8 protein-coding genes are annotated in these 16463 nt (G+C 47.7%); 6 read left to right on the forward strand and 2 right to left on the reverse strand.

The features are described 5' to 3' along the window. The first annotated feature begins 1047 nt into the window (after window positions 1-1047). Window positions 1048-2253 carry a polysaccharide pyruvyl transferase family protein gene (locus tag H6F58_RS06085; RefSeq protein ID WP_195181337.1) on the forward strand — a complete coding sequence of 402 codons (1206 nt, stop codon included), beginning with the start codon at window positions 1048-1050 and terminating at the stop codon, window positions 2251-2253. Between the two features lie 715 nt (window positions 2254-2968). Here the strand turns inward: H6F58_RS06085 and H6F58_RS06090 are convergent. Then, entirely contained in the window at window positions 2969-3853 is an 885-nt protein-coding gene (locus tag H6F58_RS06090) for a GT-D fold domain-containing glycosyltransferase (protein ID WP_195181338.1), read from the reverse strand. Window positions 3854-4658: 805 nt separating this feature from the next. Here H6F58_RS06090 and H6F58_RS06095 point away from each other — a divergent pair. From H6F58_RS06095 to metG, 5 genes are all read left to right on the forward strand, one after another. Further along, window positions 4659-7190 carry a glycosyltransferase gene (locus tag H6F58_RS06095; RefSeq protein WP_195181339.1) on the forward strand — a complete coding sequence of 844 codons (2532 nt, stop codon included), beginning with the start codon at window positions 4659-4661 and terminating at the stop codon, window positions 7188-7190. Window positions 7191-7386: 196 nt separating this feature from the next. Then, on the forward strand, window positions 7387-11217 hold the full coding sequence (locus H6F58_RS06100) for a CDP-glycerol glycerophosphotransferase family protein (RefSeq protein WP_195181340.1): 3831 nt from the start codon (window positions 7387-7389) through the stop codon (window positions 11215-11217). 85 nt (window positions 11218-11302) lie between these two features. Next, the gene (locus H6F58_RS06105; RefSeq protein ID WP_195181341.1) at window positions 11303-12343 is read left to right on the forward strand and encodes an XcbB/CpsF family capsular polysaccharide biosynthesis protein; all 1041 of its coding nucleotides are present in this window, start codon (window positions 11303-11305) and stop codon (window positions 12341-12343) included. Between the two features lie 704 nt (window positions 12344-13047). Further along, complete coding sequence (locus H6F58_RS06110) at window positions 13048-14055, forward strand: NYN domain-containing protein (protein ID WP_195181342.1); 1008 nt, start codon at window positions 13048-13050, stop codon at window positions 14053-14055. A gap of 57 nt (window positions 14056-14112) precedes the next feature. After that, window positions 14113-15663 carry a methionine--tRNA ligase gene (gene metG, locus H6F58_RS06115; RefSeq protein WP_195181343.1) on the forward strand — a complete coding sequence of 517 codons (1551 nt, stop codon included), beginning with the start codon at window positions 14113-14115 and terminating at the stop codon, window positions 15661-15663. 101 nt (window positions 15664-15764) lie between these two features. Here metG and H6F58_RS06120 read toward each other — a convergent pair whose 3' ends face one another. Further along, complete coding sequence (locus tag H6F58_RS06120; protein ID WP_195181344.1) at window positions 15765-16457, reverse strand: response regulator transcription factor; 693 nt, start codon at window positions 16455-16457, stop codon at window positions 15765-15767. Window positions 16458-16463 lie beyond the last annotated feature (6 nt).

Raw genomic sequence — 16463 nt, forward strand, 5'->3', positions numbered from 1 at the left:
TAGGAGCGCCCTCTTATGTAGGTCGTGGGTCACTAACTAATAAATAATGTGTTGATCGAATCCGGTTGGAATGATTTTTGGGAAAACATCTTTGTGTCGGGATCTGCCAATAATTGTTGATGTCGTAATAGTCGTACATAAATTCTTCGGAACCATTGTTCAAAGTCTCGTAGAATATGGTTGCCAGTACTGTGCGACGAATATCTGAGGCGTAAGTGTTCTAAAGATTTTGGGGCAAGCCCTTGCCGCATCGCATGATCATTAGATCTATGAACGAAACGCTAAGCATCAATGAGCCACATGCACATGTTGGTTTATATCGGCCGTGGTGCCTTTGCGCGTATTGACGGAAAGGAACTCATGGCGCGAAGTCAACGTACCAGAGATTTAGGACCAGGAAATCTGAGTTAGCGGTCTACACCAACTTCGAAATGCTCGAATCAAAATTGAGACTAGGCGCCAGTTTTGCAATTCCCGACACTGTCGGACCATGAACGACTTTGTTGTAGCAAGGTATCGCACAAAGTGGTTGGTTTACAGTTTGAAGTTGGTAAATGATCCCAAATATTCGGTTCGAGAGTCACGACCAACAAGGTATTTCATTCGATAGTTGTTCAATCTAATCTAACCGCGCATAAAAGCAACGGATTCGTTTGAGGTTACAGCATTACACTCCGCGCCGTCGTATCGCGACGACTTGCGACATGACAAATCTCCGTCAAATATGTTGCGGGTCTACCAACGCCCGTGCGCGTTGAAAGTCAGTGGCAAACGAAGATGTTGCTTCCTGGCGTGACGGTGCCTAGTAAGAACTATAACCCTATTTTTAGGTAGATTGAGGGGGTAGCTGGTGCAAATCGCAATCGGACTGCAGTCTTGCTCTTCCTAAGTACACGCTTGAAACCTACGGAATGCTCCGCGAGCAGCATCACCGCGGTGACTTCAAAATGGGACCAATTAGACGTGACCGCCGAAACGCGGATGGGCGGGCAAATGCGGTATCATACATTAGGCCATTATAAGTTTCACGATTAGAATTGACGCCCGATGGAATTAAATATTGCAAAATTAAATGAACTGTTAAATGAAAGCTCTTACCTAACGCAATGCTGTGATAAAATTTTTGTATACAGAAATATTAAATGCGTAATTGAGTTTCCAGTGTTGATGGGTCAAGTTGCTCTTGATATTGAAGTGAATGAAAATTCATTTGCGGTAAGTCTGGTTGGGCGGACTATTGCAACGCGGCGGCTCATCAGAAATGCCTTCTTGACAAAGTACCACCTTCGTCAAGAAGACGGCGAACGATTGCTTATTCCGCGGATCCTTGAAAATGGAAGCGATGAAGCAGTTGTCGGAAGCGTTATCGATCTTATAGAAGAGATTCAAAAGGAAACTACGGAGTACCTTTCGTTCAAAAGGGAAAATATTGCGGGAGACGAACCAGGACTTCCCATCTACTGGTGGGATGGCCTTGCCAACTTTGGAGATTCGGTAGGCCCCTTGCTCGTCTCGGAGATTCTCGGAGTGAAGCCCATGAACGCACGCCAAAGGGTCCGCGCCGGCAACACATTGTATTCGGTTGGATCTATTACGACTTCAATTGACCGGGACAATGTGACTGTTTGGGGGAGCGGTCTCCTTGCACCTTTGTCTGATCGGCAGATCATGAATCTCAGACGACGAGAAAATGTGAACGTTCTAGCCGTACGTGGTCGATACACACAACTTGAGCTGGAAGCAAAGTTGGGTTGGAGCGTCCCTTCTGTATTCGGCGACCCGGCATTACTCCTGCCAAAATATTTCCCAGTTGCCCGTAGAGATTCTGCGGAACCGAAGTCGGTTTCAGTCGTTCTCCATTGGGAGCACGCAAAATACTTGGACACGGAAGATGAAAACATCAATTTCATTAATGTAGGGGATGACGCTCGCCTGGTGGTGGAGCAAATCGCTTCTTCATCAGTGTGTATTTCATCTTCATTACACGGAATAATTGTGGCTCAGGCATATGGAATTCCTTGGATCTGGCTTCAGGTTTCGGACCATAAGTTGCACTCCAGCAATTTTAAATTCGATGATTTCTTCTCAACTCTGAACCGTCGTCAAGTTTGCAAGAAATCCGTACTGCAGAAGGACCTGAACGAAGTTTCGTGGCACGAACTGGCAGAATCTGCGACGCTGCCGGACCTGATAATTGATCTAGGCCCTTTGGAAGAATCGCTTTTGACTGCTGGTCTGAGCGACAGCAAGTAAGATTTTATGGGCGCTACCACACGAGGCAAAGTAATACGTCGGCGTGTGGTAGAGCGTCACAGTTATCGGGATTCAGCATATATTTGAGGCTCGCCAGTATAAATAAACGCCTTCGGCGGAAGCGTTGGGCTACTTAGGGTTCGCTCGCGCCAGCCTACTGTTGCTGCACTACCGGATACCTCAAGTGCTAGCCGACTGCGATCCTTGTACTCCAGCCAGCTAGTTAGCGGTTTCAGGATCGGATAGTTGGTACTCCGGGTAGTGTCTTCTAATACCGAAGGCTCCGTAATTCTGACAGTTGGTCGAAACAGTATGCGAATTACTTGAGTTGAACTATCGCGGATTATTAGCTATGCGGCAATTCCCGTGTCGCTAAGGTTGAGTTAAGCGACTGGATTTCATGGGGAGACTTCGCCGTTTCTGACGTTGATCAGACGGCTGCGGGACCTTGCTGAGGACTTTGATCGACGAATCAGTTCAAACGGGACTGAGGCAAGTATCGGTCATAATGAAATTGTCCTCGGGGGAATTAATCTCCATCGGGTAAATCTGACTGGCAGATCTCAATAAGAGGACAAAAAGCATTTGGGCCTGATTCTCACCTTCTACAAGGTGAGAATCAGGCCCGAATTCGGTGCAGGACGTGACTGACTATTGAATTACGTGATAACCAGATAATCTGAAAGACCTAGATGGTTAACGATGCGACATTTTATTATTTTGACTCGGACTTGATCAACGGCACATTTTCCGGAAATTCGCCACCGGTAAATGCAGCAGCATAACTTGATGCGAGATGACCAACATCGATGGTGTGCTTGTTCCCGCCATCCGGTGAGCTCAAGAAGGCAGAAAGGGTCGTGCCAGTCGGCCCGAGAGCAGTCAGATAGATGTCGGCCTTCGGAGTGCCTAATACACGTTCCTTGAGTTCAGTGAATTCGGAGAAAGCGTTACGAGGCAGTGACTCGACGAGTTTGATGTCAGCGACGTTATCGAACAATTCAGGAAGCAACGCAAAACGTGAGTTTCTACCTGCGATGACACATACGTTCTTACCGTCCCAAAGCGAGCGCCAGGCATCTACGGCCTCCTGCCCATGCTTCTGGAAAAACAGTGGTCTCGAGATATGAGTGTTGGCCCAAGTGGACTTTGACTCCGCCAATATTGGCTGGAGCGCGTGCCAAACCTCAGCCCAGATACCCATCCAAAGACGGCTCACGAAAATAGTTGGGAAGGCGAGGAGAGTGTGATCGTAGATGGAGTCGTAGGATTCAAGAATACGCTTGAGTTCAGCCGCTAGACCAGGATTTGGCTTTTGGAAAGAAAGTTCAAATTCGGGTTGTAGCATTAGACGGATCTCGCCGTCTCCCCAACGAGCGACCGACTTGCCCTTATGTAGTTCCTCCATGGTTTCCATCATGGAAAACTGTCGGTTCTGGATAGTCTCGTCGACATCAGCCAAGACTTCTCTAAGGCTTGCCTTGCCTAGAACTTCAAGCATTCGCCCCTGCTCAGCGAGCTGCTTTCCTTGATTCTCCAAAATCTTGTTCTGATTTTTCACCAGAGCCAGCAAACTATTAACTAGTTGGTCGATTTCCAAAATACTCTCCAGTCCACGTTAATAACACTAGCCGCCATCATACCGACGATATTCTACCCGGGCTTTGGAGTACTCACGAAACTCAACTCTTACTGCACCGAGCCCGAGGTAATGCGTCTGCGCAAGTCCGAATCGAGATTTGGATAATCTCCCGGCGTTCAGGTCGTGGAGTACTCTGTGGTTTTCCGTTGAGATATTGACGAGTTGGAATGCAATTGAGCCGTTGTCCCAATTAAGGTGTTTCTTGTCTGCTTCATTCACAAACAACCAATCGTCGCCGACTCATTCGGGATATCGTGAAGTCGCGTGTGATCGCTGTTAGCCTAGCTGACTGCTGATTAGCGGACCTACATGGGGCACCTGTCGGAAGAATTCACTAACCTGTTGCCAGGGATCGGCTCGTGGAAACGCTAACTTTGAACGCAAAGTAGTCGGCCCAACCAGGTTGAGTGAAGATCTGGAAGCCATGGTTCAGAAAAATACTCACGGAACGCAGTTCTACTGGTGTAATCGGCTGGACACCGTGCAGATCGGATCACTAGAAACTTGAAGTTTTTAGTCTGGTACAAACCGGTGACAAGGCAATAAATCATGTTCTTCGTTACAAATAGCGTTCCTTGTACCCTGGGTAATGGTCGTTGTACCGCGGGGATTACGTACTTTGATTATACTTGTAGGACGAGCCACCGATTTGAGATAAGGCGAAGAGGACCTAGAAGCGATTTGGCGACAGCTTGCTATCTACTCGACAACTTACTCGGACCGGACTGTAGGACATGAGCAGGGGAACTAGCAATTGCCAGATATGACAGACCTTAAAAACCTATCGCGACGGATCAAAAATCTGTCTAAGCGTGAGGTTCAATCGTACTGGAGAAGTCTTCCTGTTCAAGATAAAACCGTCTTGTTTGAGTCGTATTCTGGCAATGGAATGTTATGCCATCCGGAAGCCATATTTCGCTATATGGTGCAAAATCCGAAGTATTCTGAATATAAGTTCACGTGGGTATTAAATGACTTGCAGCGTTACAAGACAGTTGTTAATGAGTTTCAAAAAAACTCAAACGTAACGTTTGTTAAATATGGTTCTTTAGATTATCACCGTAAACTATCCACCTCTAAATATTTGATTAATAATGTCAGCTTTCCCGCACCTTTTTCTAAGCGTGAAAATCAAATTTACCTAAATACCTGGCATGGGGTCCCCCTGAAAAAAATGGGGTATGATATTCCGAATCGCCCCGAGGATGCTCGTAACATTGTTCGTAATTTTCTAATGGCTGACTACTTATTATCGTCATCGCCATCCATGACGGAAGAGATGTACGCGCAAGCCTTCAAGCTTCGCAATATTTTCGAAGGCGAAATCATTGAAGAGGGAAACCCTCGAACGGATCGTCAGAGCATCGAGACCAATCCGGGTCGTGATTTTCGTGCTGCAATGGAAGAAAATGGGCTCAAGGTCGACGAACGCGAGATTATTCTATACGCGCCAACGTGGAAGGGTGAATCCTACTTTAGTCCCCACAATGATGCGGCAAGCCTGAAGAATCTTGTAGCAAGTGTTGAAGCGGGTATTGATACAGATAGGTATCAGGTACTGCTCAAAGCTCATCAAGTCGTTTCAGCGGCTGTAAGTGAGGACGCAGATCTTAGGAATTATCTGATACCTAACAGTGTTCCTACTAATCTCGCTTTGGGCGCATCAGAAGTACTCATTACAGACTATTCGAGTATCTTCTACGACTTCCTGAGTTCCGGAAAACCGGTTATTTTCTATATACCAGACTTGGAAGACTACAAGCGATACAGGGATCTCTATATTGATCCTAAGGATTTGCCCGGGGAAATAACTAAGTCTCCCAACGATCTAGTAGGGGCAATTATTAGGTCTCTTGGGTCTAATGTAGCCAACGCTAAGATCGCGGAGGCCTATGCCAAGAGCCGTCAGAAATATGTTCCATTCGATGATGGGCGCTGCACGGAGCGGGTTGTAGGTGCCGTCTTCGGTTCTGGTGATGCCCGTAAGGTGCGGATTTCTAATAAGGAAAAGAAAAAAATCCTTATTTATGCGGGTGGCATGATCCCAAACGGTATTACTACTTCAGCACTCAATCTGTTGGACAACATTGATTACTCAAGGTTTGATGTAACGGTTTTGTGCCCGTACAACGCAAAAAGCGCAAGAGAACATATATACGGCCAGATAAATCCCAATGCTCGCGTTCTCTTCAGATTTGGGACCTTTATTGGTGGATACGCCGCAAATGCACTTCGACTGCGAATTCTTAAACGAGGTAGCGACGTCTTCGGTGCGAAGTTTAATTCGCAGAGGAAGCTGTGGGAAACAGAATGGAATCGTTGCTTCGGTAACGCCAAATTTGATCACATGATCGATTTCAGTGGCTATACTGCGTTCTGGGGAATGCTCTTTTTGCACGGTCCGGATTCAAAGAAGTCTATATGGCTGCATAACGATCTGGCCTCGGATGCCTTGAGGTCCATCGAAGGTAATATGCCGTTGAAGGACGGACTATATTCTACTTTTTCGATTTATCACAAGTTTGACAACTTGGTGTCCGTGTCCGAAGGTTTGAACGAGATCAACCGAAACTCTCTTGCCAAGTGGGCGCCTCGATCGAATTTTTCTTGGTCTTCAAATACCGTAAACGGTAAAAAAATTCTCGCATTGGCGCGATTGAAGGGCCAGGGGGAGTTGAAAATCAACAGCTTGAATCGATACCAAAAGAGCATGCTCTTGGGAGAGATCGTTCGTTCGCTTATTGATCCTGGATACACCGCCAATCTTGAGGTTCCTCCGTACAACGATTCTTCAGTACCCTTTTTCACGTTCTTTTCTGCTGGTCGATTGTCACCGGAAAAGAACCATAGCCGACTAATCAATGCATTTGCACGTGTGCACAGGCAAGACCCGAATACTCGATTAGTAATAGCTGGTGACGGGCCGCTCAGACAGCAACTTCAAAGGGAGATCGTAGCGTTGGGTCTAAATGAGTCGGTCAAATTGATCGGCCATGTTAAGAATCCTTATCGCATCATGTCCTTGTCGGATACTTTCGTATTGTCGAGTGATTACGAAGGACAGCCGATGGTCCTGCTTGAAGCGCTTGTTTTGGGAGTACCAGTAATAACTACGTCATTCGGTTCAGTAAAGGGAGCATTGCCAGAAAACGTAGGCAAAATAGTCCAGCCGACAGTAGCAGATCTGGCAACCGGAATGATTGAGCAGATAGATGCAGACAAGGCCTTGACGCACTTTGACGTAGAAGATTACAACCAAAGAGCCATTGCCGAATTTGAGAGGGTAATACTTTGACTGGTGCAGAGTGTGAACGTGGAGTGTGGCTTTTGCCAACTTCATATGTTTGGGATCTCAACAAATAGCTTTTTCGTTTATCACTCAGTACATTAGTAGGTTTCCTTTCTTCGGCTTGGGAACTTTAGGGTGGTGAATAGTGAGACTTAACTTCAGTCGTATTTCATTAGGCAGTTGCCTTCTCAGGAGGAAAATCATGGTTATTAAAGACTTGTTCGCGGAAGCCACTATTAAACGAGGGCAGCTCTTAGGTAAGAGCGGGCGATGGGAGGACGCCGTTGATGAGTTCTTAAGAGCCGAAAAGATTATTGGCAAGTTCGATGGGCGAGTAAATTACCTAGTCGGTAATGCCTATTTTCAGCTGAAAAATTTGCCCGAGTCTTTGCTCTGGACAAAAAAGGCGATATCTCTGGTTTCAGATAATTATTCATGGCACATTCGACTCGGCGCACTGTACGAGCAGACTAAACGCCACGATGACGCAGCTACGGCCTATGAGCGGGCTGTTGCACTTCAGCCAGGAAATAAAGACGGCTTGCTTCGGCTTGCCCGCGCGTATTCAAGTTCAAAGAAATACGCTGAAGCGCGCGAGGTCTTGGCCAACGCTATCCACATGGATTCAGCCGACAAATCTATTTCAGCTGCTTACGTAACGAATACACTTAAAAACAGTCCTACCTGGCAAAAGATCGAAGCTTTGGAATATGGGCTAGCGCTTGAACCAGCGAACGCAAGTTGGTTGGAACGACTAGGAGCCGAGCTTTCGTCGCTTTGCCGATTTAAAGAGAGCGCGGAAGCTCATGCTAAGGCCATCGCTGCGGGTTCGGAGAGTCTCGCCAATGCCTGTGGACTAGTTCGGTCCGGGCGTGAGAGCGGTCAACATGCTTTAGAAGTTCGTGGTTTGAAAGCAATCACAGCGATGAAACCGGGCGTTGAGCCCAAGCTAGTTGTTGGTCAATATTTCCAAAATAAAGGAAACTGGCCAGAAGCTTATAGGTTCTACAAGGAAGCAATTGGCAACGACAACGTCTTCGCCGATAATTTGTATAGTATCGGTCTTGCAGCCGATCGAAATAACCTTTGGCAAGATGCCTCTGCTTGGCTCAGGAGCGCAGTTGAAGAGAATCCTGAGAAGCCGGCCTGGCATTACCGGTTGGGGCTGACGCTTGAACGACAGAAACGATTTGACGAAGCTGCGTCAGCGTATGACGCAGCTATTCGGTTCCAATCTAAAGAGCAGCCGTACTGGCAATTCAGATTGGCCTACACCTTAGTTTCGGCCGGACGCATCGATGAAGCTCTGGAAGCATTTTTGCGGAGCTTGCCGGCACAAGCCGATCTAGTCCAACAAATTACTGCTCTTGAGGCACAAGAGGCGAACGAATATGACCAAGAGCTGTTCCGTGCCAATCTAGTTAGATTGGTAAATAGGAATGATGTTGGTGCCATGCACGCCCGTGGACTAAAGCTTTTGAAGTCAGGGCAATTTGATGTAGCGCTGGAGTTCCTAACTGAGGCGTGCCAACGAGATTCTGAACAGGCCGGCACTTGGTATTTCCACAAAGGCTTGGCAGCTTTCTGCCTGGGGGACAAGGCTACTGCCGTGTCCTCCTTCATGAGTACGCGAGTATTTCTTCGTCCCGACGGTATCGCTCCCGAACAATACCTCAAAACTAAATGGCGCCGCGACATCATGGAGTATGTTGAGTTTCAAGAGAGTCTTGAACTAGATGAGGAAGCGGTTCTATACGAAAGTTACTTTGGCGGGAAAGTATCTTGTAACCCACTCGCGATTTATCGTGAACTGGCTAAACGCGACGAATATTCGAGCAAGCGTCACTATTGGGTTGTCACGCCTGAAGTTAAGGTTCCGGATGATGTGAAATCGAATCCGAACGTTGTGCTCGTTCAGCGAGGAAGTCGCCTTTACTTGAAGATGCTGGCGTCTGCGAAACACCTCATTAATAACGTGACGTTCCCTTATTACTTTGTGCGACGTGACGGTCAGAAATATTTGAACACTTGGCATGGTACTCCGATCAAGACTCTTGGCAAAGACATACAAACTGGGTTTATGGAACATGCAAACGTCAGTCGCAACTTCCTCCAGGCCACTGACTTGCTTTCGCCTAACGAACACACGGAAAACGTGCTCATTGATCGTTATGACATTGCTGGGATCTACTCTGGGAATTTCCTGCGTACGGGTACGCCACGAATCGACCGAATGCTTACCGAGAATGAAGAGACCAAACTTGACCTGCGTCGAGAGCTTGGTGTCAAAGACGGAAAACGCGTGATTTTCTACGCCCCCACTTGGCGAGGATCACTCAATACGAAGCATTTTGATACGGATACATTGGTGCGAGATCTTGGAATCATGGGATCGATTGACGATACCGTTTTGCTTTTCCGAGCTCATCATATGACAGAGTCGATCTTGGCCAAGATGGAGCTGCCTGCTATTACTGTTCCAGAGCACATTGCTTCTGAGTCAGTAATGGCGATTTCAGATGTTTTGATTACGGACTATTCGAGCATCTTCTTCGATTACCTGCCGATGAACAAGCCAATTATCTACCACGTTCCAGACTTAGAGGATTACCAAGAAGAACGAGGCCTGTACTTCGACATCGAAGACATGCCAGGTTTAGTGTCGCGATCGCCATTAGAGCTTGAATCTTGCATCAATTCGGCCTTATCGCAAGGCATCCAGAACGAAGACGCCTATTTGTCCGCCATCGCTAAGTTCTCACCACGAGAAGATGGACAGGCTTCACAACGTACTGTTGATGCTTTCTTTGGTACAGCCACGGATAAGATGGAAGCATACCCACGAGACACCAAGAAAGTCCTTCTCTTCCACCAGAGCTTATTGCCAAATGGGATTACCTCAGCGTTCATTAATTTGCTGAATGCGATTGATACCGAAGAATATCGGGTGGTGTTCCTCTTTGATCCGACTCCATTTAGCAAGGAACCATTGCGAATGGAGAAGTTCAATTCGCTACCTGAATTCGTCCAAAAGATTGCTCGCGTAGGTGCACATCTAACGTCTCTAGAGGAGCGATGGGTGATTGACAAGTTTAACGGTTGGAACGAATGGGGATCGTCAGAACAAGAAGAAATCTATGCAAATGGTTTCAAGCGCGAGTTTATCCGAATCTTTGGACAGGCCAAATTCGATTCAGTTATTGAATTTGACGGTTATGCACCTTTCTGGTCGGCATTGTTGGGGGCTGCACCAGAAACTGGGAAAAAAGTTGCATTCATGCATAACAGGATTTATGCGGAGTGGACGACTAAATATCCTGAATTAGCCGGAACGATGAAAATTAATAAGTGGTTCGACAAATTGCTTTCGGTGTCCGAAGCCACCAATGATATTAATCGCGAAGAACTCGGAGATATTTTTGACATAAATCCGTCAAACTTCCGACCAATCAATAATCTGATCAATTACGGACAGCTTTATGCTGACTCTGAAATGGACGTTGACCAAGATATTAGTGATTTTGTGTCATCGGCTTCGGAGACCTGGGTCAGCATTGGGCGAATGTCGCCGGAAAAAGCACATTTAAAACTTTTCAAAGCCTTCAGCAAACATTTGAAGATCAAGCCAGATGCGAAACTAATTCTGCTGGGGGAAGGCCCGCTACGTGTTGAACTAGAAGCTTTCATTTCTTCCAATTCGTTAGGATCCTCAATATTATTGGCCGGACAACGTTCGAATCCGTTCCCAGTTATGCGGGCGGCCGATGCATTTGTCCTAGCATCAGATCATGAAGGTCAACCGATGGTTTTGCTAGAAGCTCTAAGCCTTGGGCTGCCGGTCCTGGCAACTGACATCGTCGGTAACCGAGGAGTTCTTGGTCCAGGCTTCGGACTTTTGGTAGAAAATTCCGTCGACGGTCTAGCTCAGGGCTTCATCGATACTCTCGACTCCGGTACGGAATTCGTCAAGTTCGATGTGGCCGCTTACTGTGAGAGGTCCTTGAACACGGCGTTATCCGAGTTTGTTGGGTAAACGTCGTTCCATCGACTATGTAGCAGTCCCTATCCGGTGTGCTTTGTAACTTGCAGAGCACACCGGCTGTTGAAAGGTTTTTCACTTGGAACGTACCGGTAATGTACTAAAACTCGATTCCCCTGAAGTACGCGACTTAGTCGAGCTGTTGAACAGTGATTCAACTCTGAAATATATCCATGTTGATACGGCGACCATGAATCTTGATCAAACATTTTCACGTATTGCATTGACGAATGAGGAGATGAGGCAAGGACTAGTGACGTTGGCTCGTCATGGTTATTATTCGTACGTCCAAAGAGAGACAATAACGAGCTTTGTCCATGAAAGTCGAGTCAGTGCGCTATGGAACCCTTTAAAAGACGGAACGTACTCGAAGACTGACGATGGCATAGTTTACTCAATCGAGAAACCTCAGCAGAATCCGGGCCGCCCAAGATTGCTCGTACTATTTTCTTCGATGCCTCCGTATTTGTTTACATCTAGTTTAAGTCGATATTTTACAAAGAACTATAATTCCATATCAAAATTTAGCAATAAAGAAACATATGTTCTTCGTATTGCCGACTTAGGAGGAGTCATTGGTAATTTCTACCTAGATACCTTGACGCATCCAAATAATTCAAAAAATATCGAAAAATTGATCACATCAATAATGAAGCAGTACGGCATCGATGCTGGCGACGCCGTCCTGCTGGGATCTTCTAAGGGTGGCACCGGCGCGACATTCTACGGAGTATCACTCGGGTTGAAATTTGTTGCCGTGGACCCAATTTTGTCCGATGAGCATTATTGGAACAATCACAATGATATTCATTTTACGAATAATGAAATTTTTTCTAGTAAGAAGTCTGATATATTTTCCAGGTTATTCGCTGATGACAAGTTGGAAAAATCTCCAGAGGGTACTCAATGTGTCATTTATTCCAGCCGTTCCCCGCAACACAAATACATAGATGAACGAATTTTGTCGAATACCGATAATGGAATTTTTATTGACGTCGACAATCCGGACATTCATGATCATCCGGATGTGTCTCCAAATTCCATCCATGTGACGACTTCAATAGTTTCCACGATGCTGGCTGGGATCAGTCTGAAGAATGGTCGCTCCGTCGTGAAGTAGTTGCATAGCTGGAGTTCACTGAGGTGAATGAGCGATGCCAGATTTTCTTTGCGAGGACCTTAATTGCCGGAAATTGTTCAAAGTGCTGGACAATTTTTCGGCTGTTCTGTTATTCAGGAGACGTGCCGGTTATTCGTAAAATAGGTCAATCCTTGTTTCATGCTTGTTTTTGTGTTTACCTACGTGATTGGGTTGTCTGCCCGCGAAATATAAGAATTGAATATTCATAAGGACGCGGTCAGAATTTAGATCAACACTTTCAATACTCAAATTTGCATATAGATATTTCGATTAGTGAAAACGGGCAATGGACCCGCGAATATCTAACAAAATCGAGTCTCCGATTTTGAGTGTAAATACTCGGTTTGTTCATCGTCTGTGTTGTGCCGCTGAGTCTTGTGGAGCCGTTTATCGGTAGATCTTTCTATGGAGCTCGTACTTCTCGTTCGCGAGTTATAGATCTGAAGCGTCGGCCATGTATTTATCTCAGATTCTGTATGAAGCTGTTGGGATGGTGTGGTGAATCGGAAGAGCTAGGTCACTGACTGTGGCTTCTTCGAACGAATGGCTAATGGACTGGGAAAGCCCGGAACCGCTAGTGTCATTCTCAATATACACATGATGTTTTGGCGTTTTTGCGGACCTCTAATCTGTCCGATTATTCGTAGCCAACAATTGATGAGATTAACCGCTAGGCTGTAGTCATGATGAACCATACTGCCATATTTATCGATGCCGGATTCTTACTTTCACTAGGTGGTCATCGCGCTGCTGGTACAACCTTGCGGTCAGCCTTCACAACTCACTATGAGTCCTTGGTCCGAGGCATAGTTCAAACGGTCAAGAAAAATACCGGGCTTAATAACTTACGCGTTTACTGGTACGACGCATCTAAAGACGGACTGTTTACCGAGCAGCATAAGCGTATTGGACTAATACCAGGCGTAAAGGTGCGTTTAGGTCGTATTTCTTACAACGGTGAGCAAAAGGGCGTCGATCTTCGTCTTGCATTAGATCTTGTCGGAGTGGCTAGGAACCGTTCCGCGTCGATCGCTTATCTCGTTTCCGGGGATGACGATCTTGCGGAAGCAGTAGAAGAAGCGCAAGATCTTGGCATGAAAGTTGTTCTTCTGGGTGTTGCTAAAGCCGACAGCAGGCTTGGTGTTGCCTCGGTTGCGGAACATTTGGCTTTGACGGCCGACTACATTGAAACCATTCCTAATCAACTGCTGGACAGTGCCTTCACCAAGGTCTTGGAGTGGGACCAGCACCACTCGGAGAAAACGTCAATTATTGCCAATGCCCCCGCGGAAGCGCCAGCCCCAACTACAGCTAAGCCCTTTGCCCCGACACCTGCGGTGATGGCTCAAAAGACGACTGCCAAGGCGATGACAGTGACCGAGTCCAACGCTGAGGTTGTCTATTCCAGTGGTGGCGAGCGCCCAGGATTCAAAGGCAACGCCGCCTACGAACAGCAAGAACTCAAAGTGGCTGAAGAAATCGGCGCCAAGGTTGCAGAATCATGGCTTGCGTTCACCACGCAATCAGAAGTTGTCGAGCTCATGGCAGACAAGCCCCAGCTTCCACCAGAAATCGATAGGACGCTGCTCAAGGACTGCGCCCAGGTCCTGGGGGAGTGGAAAACTGATCAGCAGACAATCCGCAGAACCTTGCGAAGCGCCTTCTGGGAGTATCTAGCAAAGATCATGTGACGAGCTAGCAACGACTTGAAGAACTCCAACCGGCGCGAGCTAAGGTAAATTTGTAACGTGACTTCTCAGCAGAAACCTTTTTACATCACCACTGCCATTTCATACCCGAACGGCACTCCGCACATCGGCCACGCATATGAAGTCGTGGCCACGGACGTCATGGCGCGGTTCAAGCGGCTTGACGGACATGACGTCTTCTTCATGACCGGCACCGACGAGCATGGTCAGAAGATGATGCAGACGGCTGAAAAGCTGGAAATCACGCCAGCTCAACTAGCTCAGCGCAACTCGGATGCATTCCAGGCCATGAATGATGAGCTGGGCACGAGCTATGACCGTTTCATCCGCACCACTGACGCGGATCACCATGCAGCTGCCCAAGAATTGTGGCGCCGCATGGAAGCCAACGACGATATTTACCTCGATAAGTACGCCGGTTGGTATTCAGTACGCGATGAAGCGTTCTACACCGAGGAACAGACTGAAGTTCGCGAAGACGGCATCCGCTACGCAACCGAAACTGACACCGAAGTGACCTGGACTGAAGAAGAATCGTATTTCTTCCGACTGTCCAAGTACCAGGACAAGTTGCTTGCGTACTATCAGGACAATCCTGAATTTGGCGCGCCACGTTCCCGTTTCAATGAGGTCGTGCGATTCGTTGAAGGTGGGCTCACCGACTTGTCAATTTCCCGCACAACCTTTGACTGGGGAATCCCGGTACCAGGCAACGAAAAGCACGTTATGTACGTGTGGGTGGATGCCTTGACTAACTACCTCACTGGAGTCGGCTTCCCAGACGTAGAGTCCGAATCTTTCCAGAAGTACTGGCCTGCCGACGTTCACGTTATCGGCAAGGACATTTCGCGCTTCCACGCTATCTACTGGCCGGCATTCCTGATGTCTGCCAAGCTTCCGCTGCCAAAGCGCGTCATGATCCATGGATTCTTGCACAACAATGGCGTAAAGATGTCCAAGTCCTTGGGGAATACTGTTTCGCCTGATGACTTTGTGAATCGATACGGCTTGGACCAGGTCCGTTACTTCTTCCTGCGAGAGGTACCTTTCGGAGCTGACGGTAGCTACAACCACGAGACCATCGTCGCTCGCATTAATGGTGACCTCGCCAATAACTTCGGCAACCTTGCTCAGCGATCGTTGTCGATGGTCGCAAAGAACTGCGGCGGGGTAGTGCCAACGCCGGGTGAATTGCTAGAAGCAGACCAGCAGATTCTCAATGCCGCTGGACAGCTTCTTGAGCTTAATCGGGATGCCTACTCGCGTCAGGAATTTAGCAAGGCTCTCGAAGCTGTGTGGCATGTATTGGGCGATACCAATGCTTACTTCGCGGAACAAGAACCTTGGAAGTTGAAGAAGACTGATCCGGAACGCATGGCTACGGTGTTGTATGTGACCATTGAAATCGTCCGCAAGGTCGCTCTGCTTCTGCAGCCAGTTCTGCCTCAGGCCATGACCGCCATGCTCAACTCGCTGGCAATCGGCGAAGGATCAGCACGGACCTTCGAATACTTTGATACGGCATTAGTGCCTGGCACCGAGTTGCCGGCACCGTCGCCAGTATTCCCTCGGTACGAGGAAGAAAAATAACAGAGGCTGCTTAAGCCAAATTTGCCTGCCGCGCAGAGAACCTGAGTTCTCAGTGCGGCAGGCAAATTTGTACCTAAATGTTGGATCCACCTAAAAGAGACTTAGGGGCTGACGACTCCGGTCTGGTAGGCAATGACCACTGCCTGAACTCGGTCCCGCGCTTCCAGCTTCGCCAGTATGTGGCCAACATGGGTTTTCACCGTTGCCTCTGAGAGGAACAAATCCTCTGCAATTTCTGGATTGGATCGTCCCAGAGCAATCAGTCCGAAAACCTCCCTCTCACGTCGCGTGAGGGAATCCACGAGCTCTGATAGTTCCTTGTTTCCCTGGGTGCTCTCTTTCTTCAGCAGGGGAGCCATGTGATCCAGGAGTCGGCGAGTGGTCGAGGGGGCAATGACCGCATCGCCCTTGTTTACAGTGCGAATGGACTCCAGCAATTCCTCGGGTGGTGCATCTTTCAATAAGAAACCACTGGCGCCAGCTTGAATCGCGCTCAAAGCGTATTCATCCATGTCAAAAGTTGTCAGAACGATGACTTTAGGCCCTTCGGCTGCAGTCTTGGAGGGATCGAGCAAACGCTCTGTTGCTTCGATGCCATCCATTTCCGGCATGCGCACGTCCATGAGGATGACATCGGCTTGGCTCATCAGGGGAGTGGCAACGGCTTCACGGCCATTGCCAGCCTCAGCAATCACATCCATGTCTTCTTGTGAATTGATCAGCATTCGGAAGCCACTTCGTACCAGCAGCTGATCATCCACCAGGGCGACCTTGATGACGTTGTTATTTTCCATGTGAAT

Source organism: Glutamicibacter sp. FBE19 (assembly GCF_015524875.1).
Classification (GTDB): domain Bacteria; phylum Actinomycetota; class Actinomycetes; order Actinomycetales; family Micrococcaceae; genus Glutamicibacter; species Glutamicibacter halophytocola.

Excerpts from the sequence above, each read along its gene's own strand:
- H6F58_RS06085 (WP_195181337.1), top strand. The coding sequence starts at position 1,048 with ATGGAATTAAATATTGCAAAATTAAATGAACTGTTAAATGAAAGCTCT.
- H6F58_RS06095 (WP_195181339.1), top strand. The coding sequence starts at position 4,659 with ATGACAGACCTTAAAAACCTATCGCGACGGATCAAAAATCTGTCTAAG.
- H6F58_RS06100 (WP_195181340.1), top strand. The coding sequence starts at position 7,387 with ATGGTTATTAAAGACTTGTTCGCGGAAGCCACTATTAAACGAGGGCAG.
- H6F58_RS06110 (WP_195181342.1), top strand. The coding sequence starts at position 13,048 with ATGATGAACCATACTGCCATATTTATCGATGCCGGATTCTTACTTTCA.
- H6F58_RS06120 (WP_195181344.1), bottom strand. The coding sequence starts at position 16,457 with ATGGAAAATAACAACGTCATCAAGGTCGCCCTGGTGGATGATCAGCTG.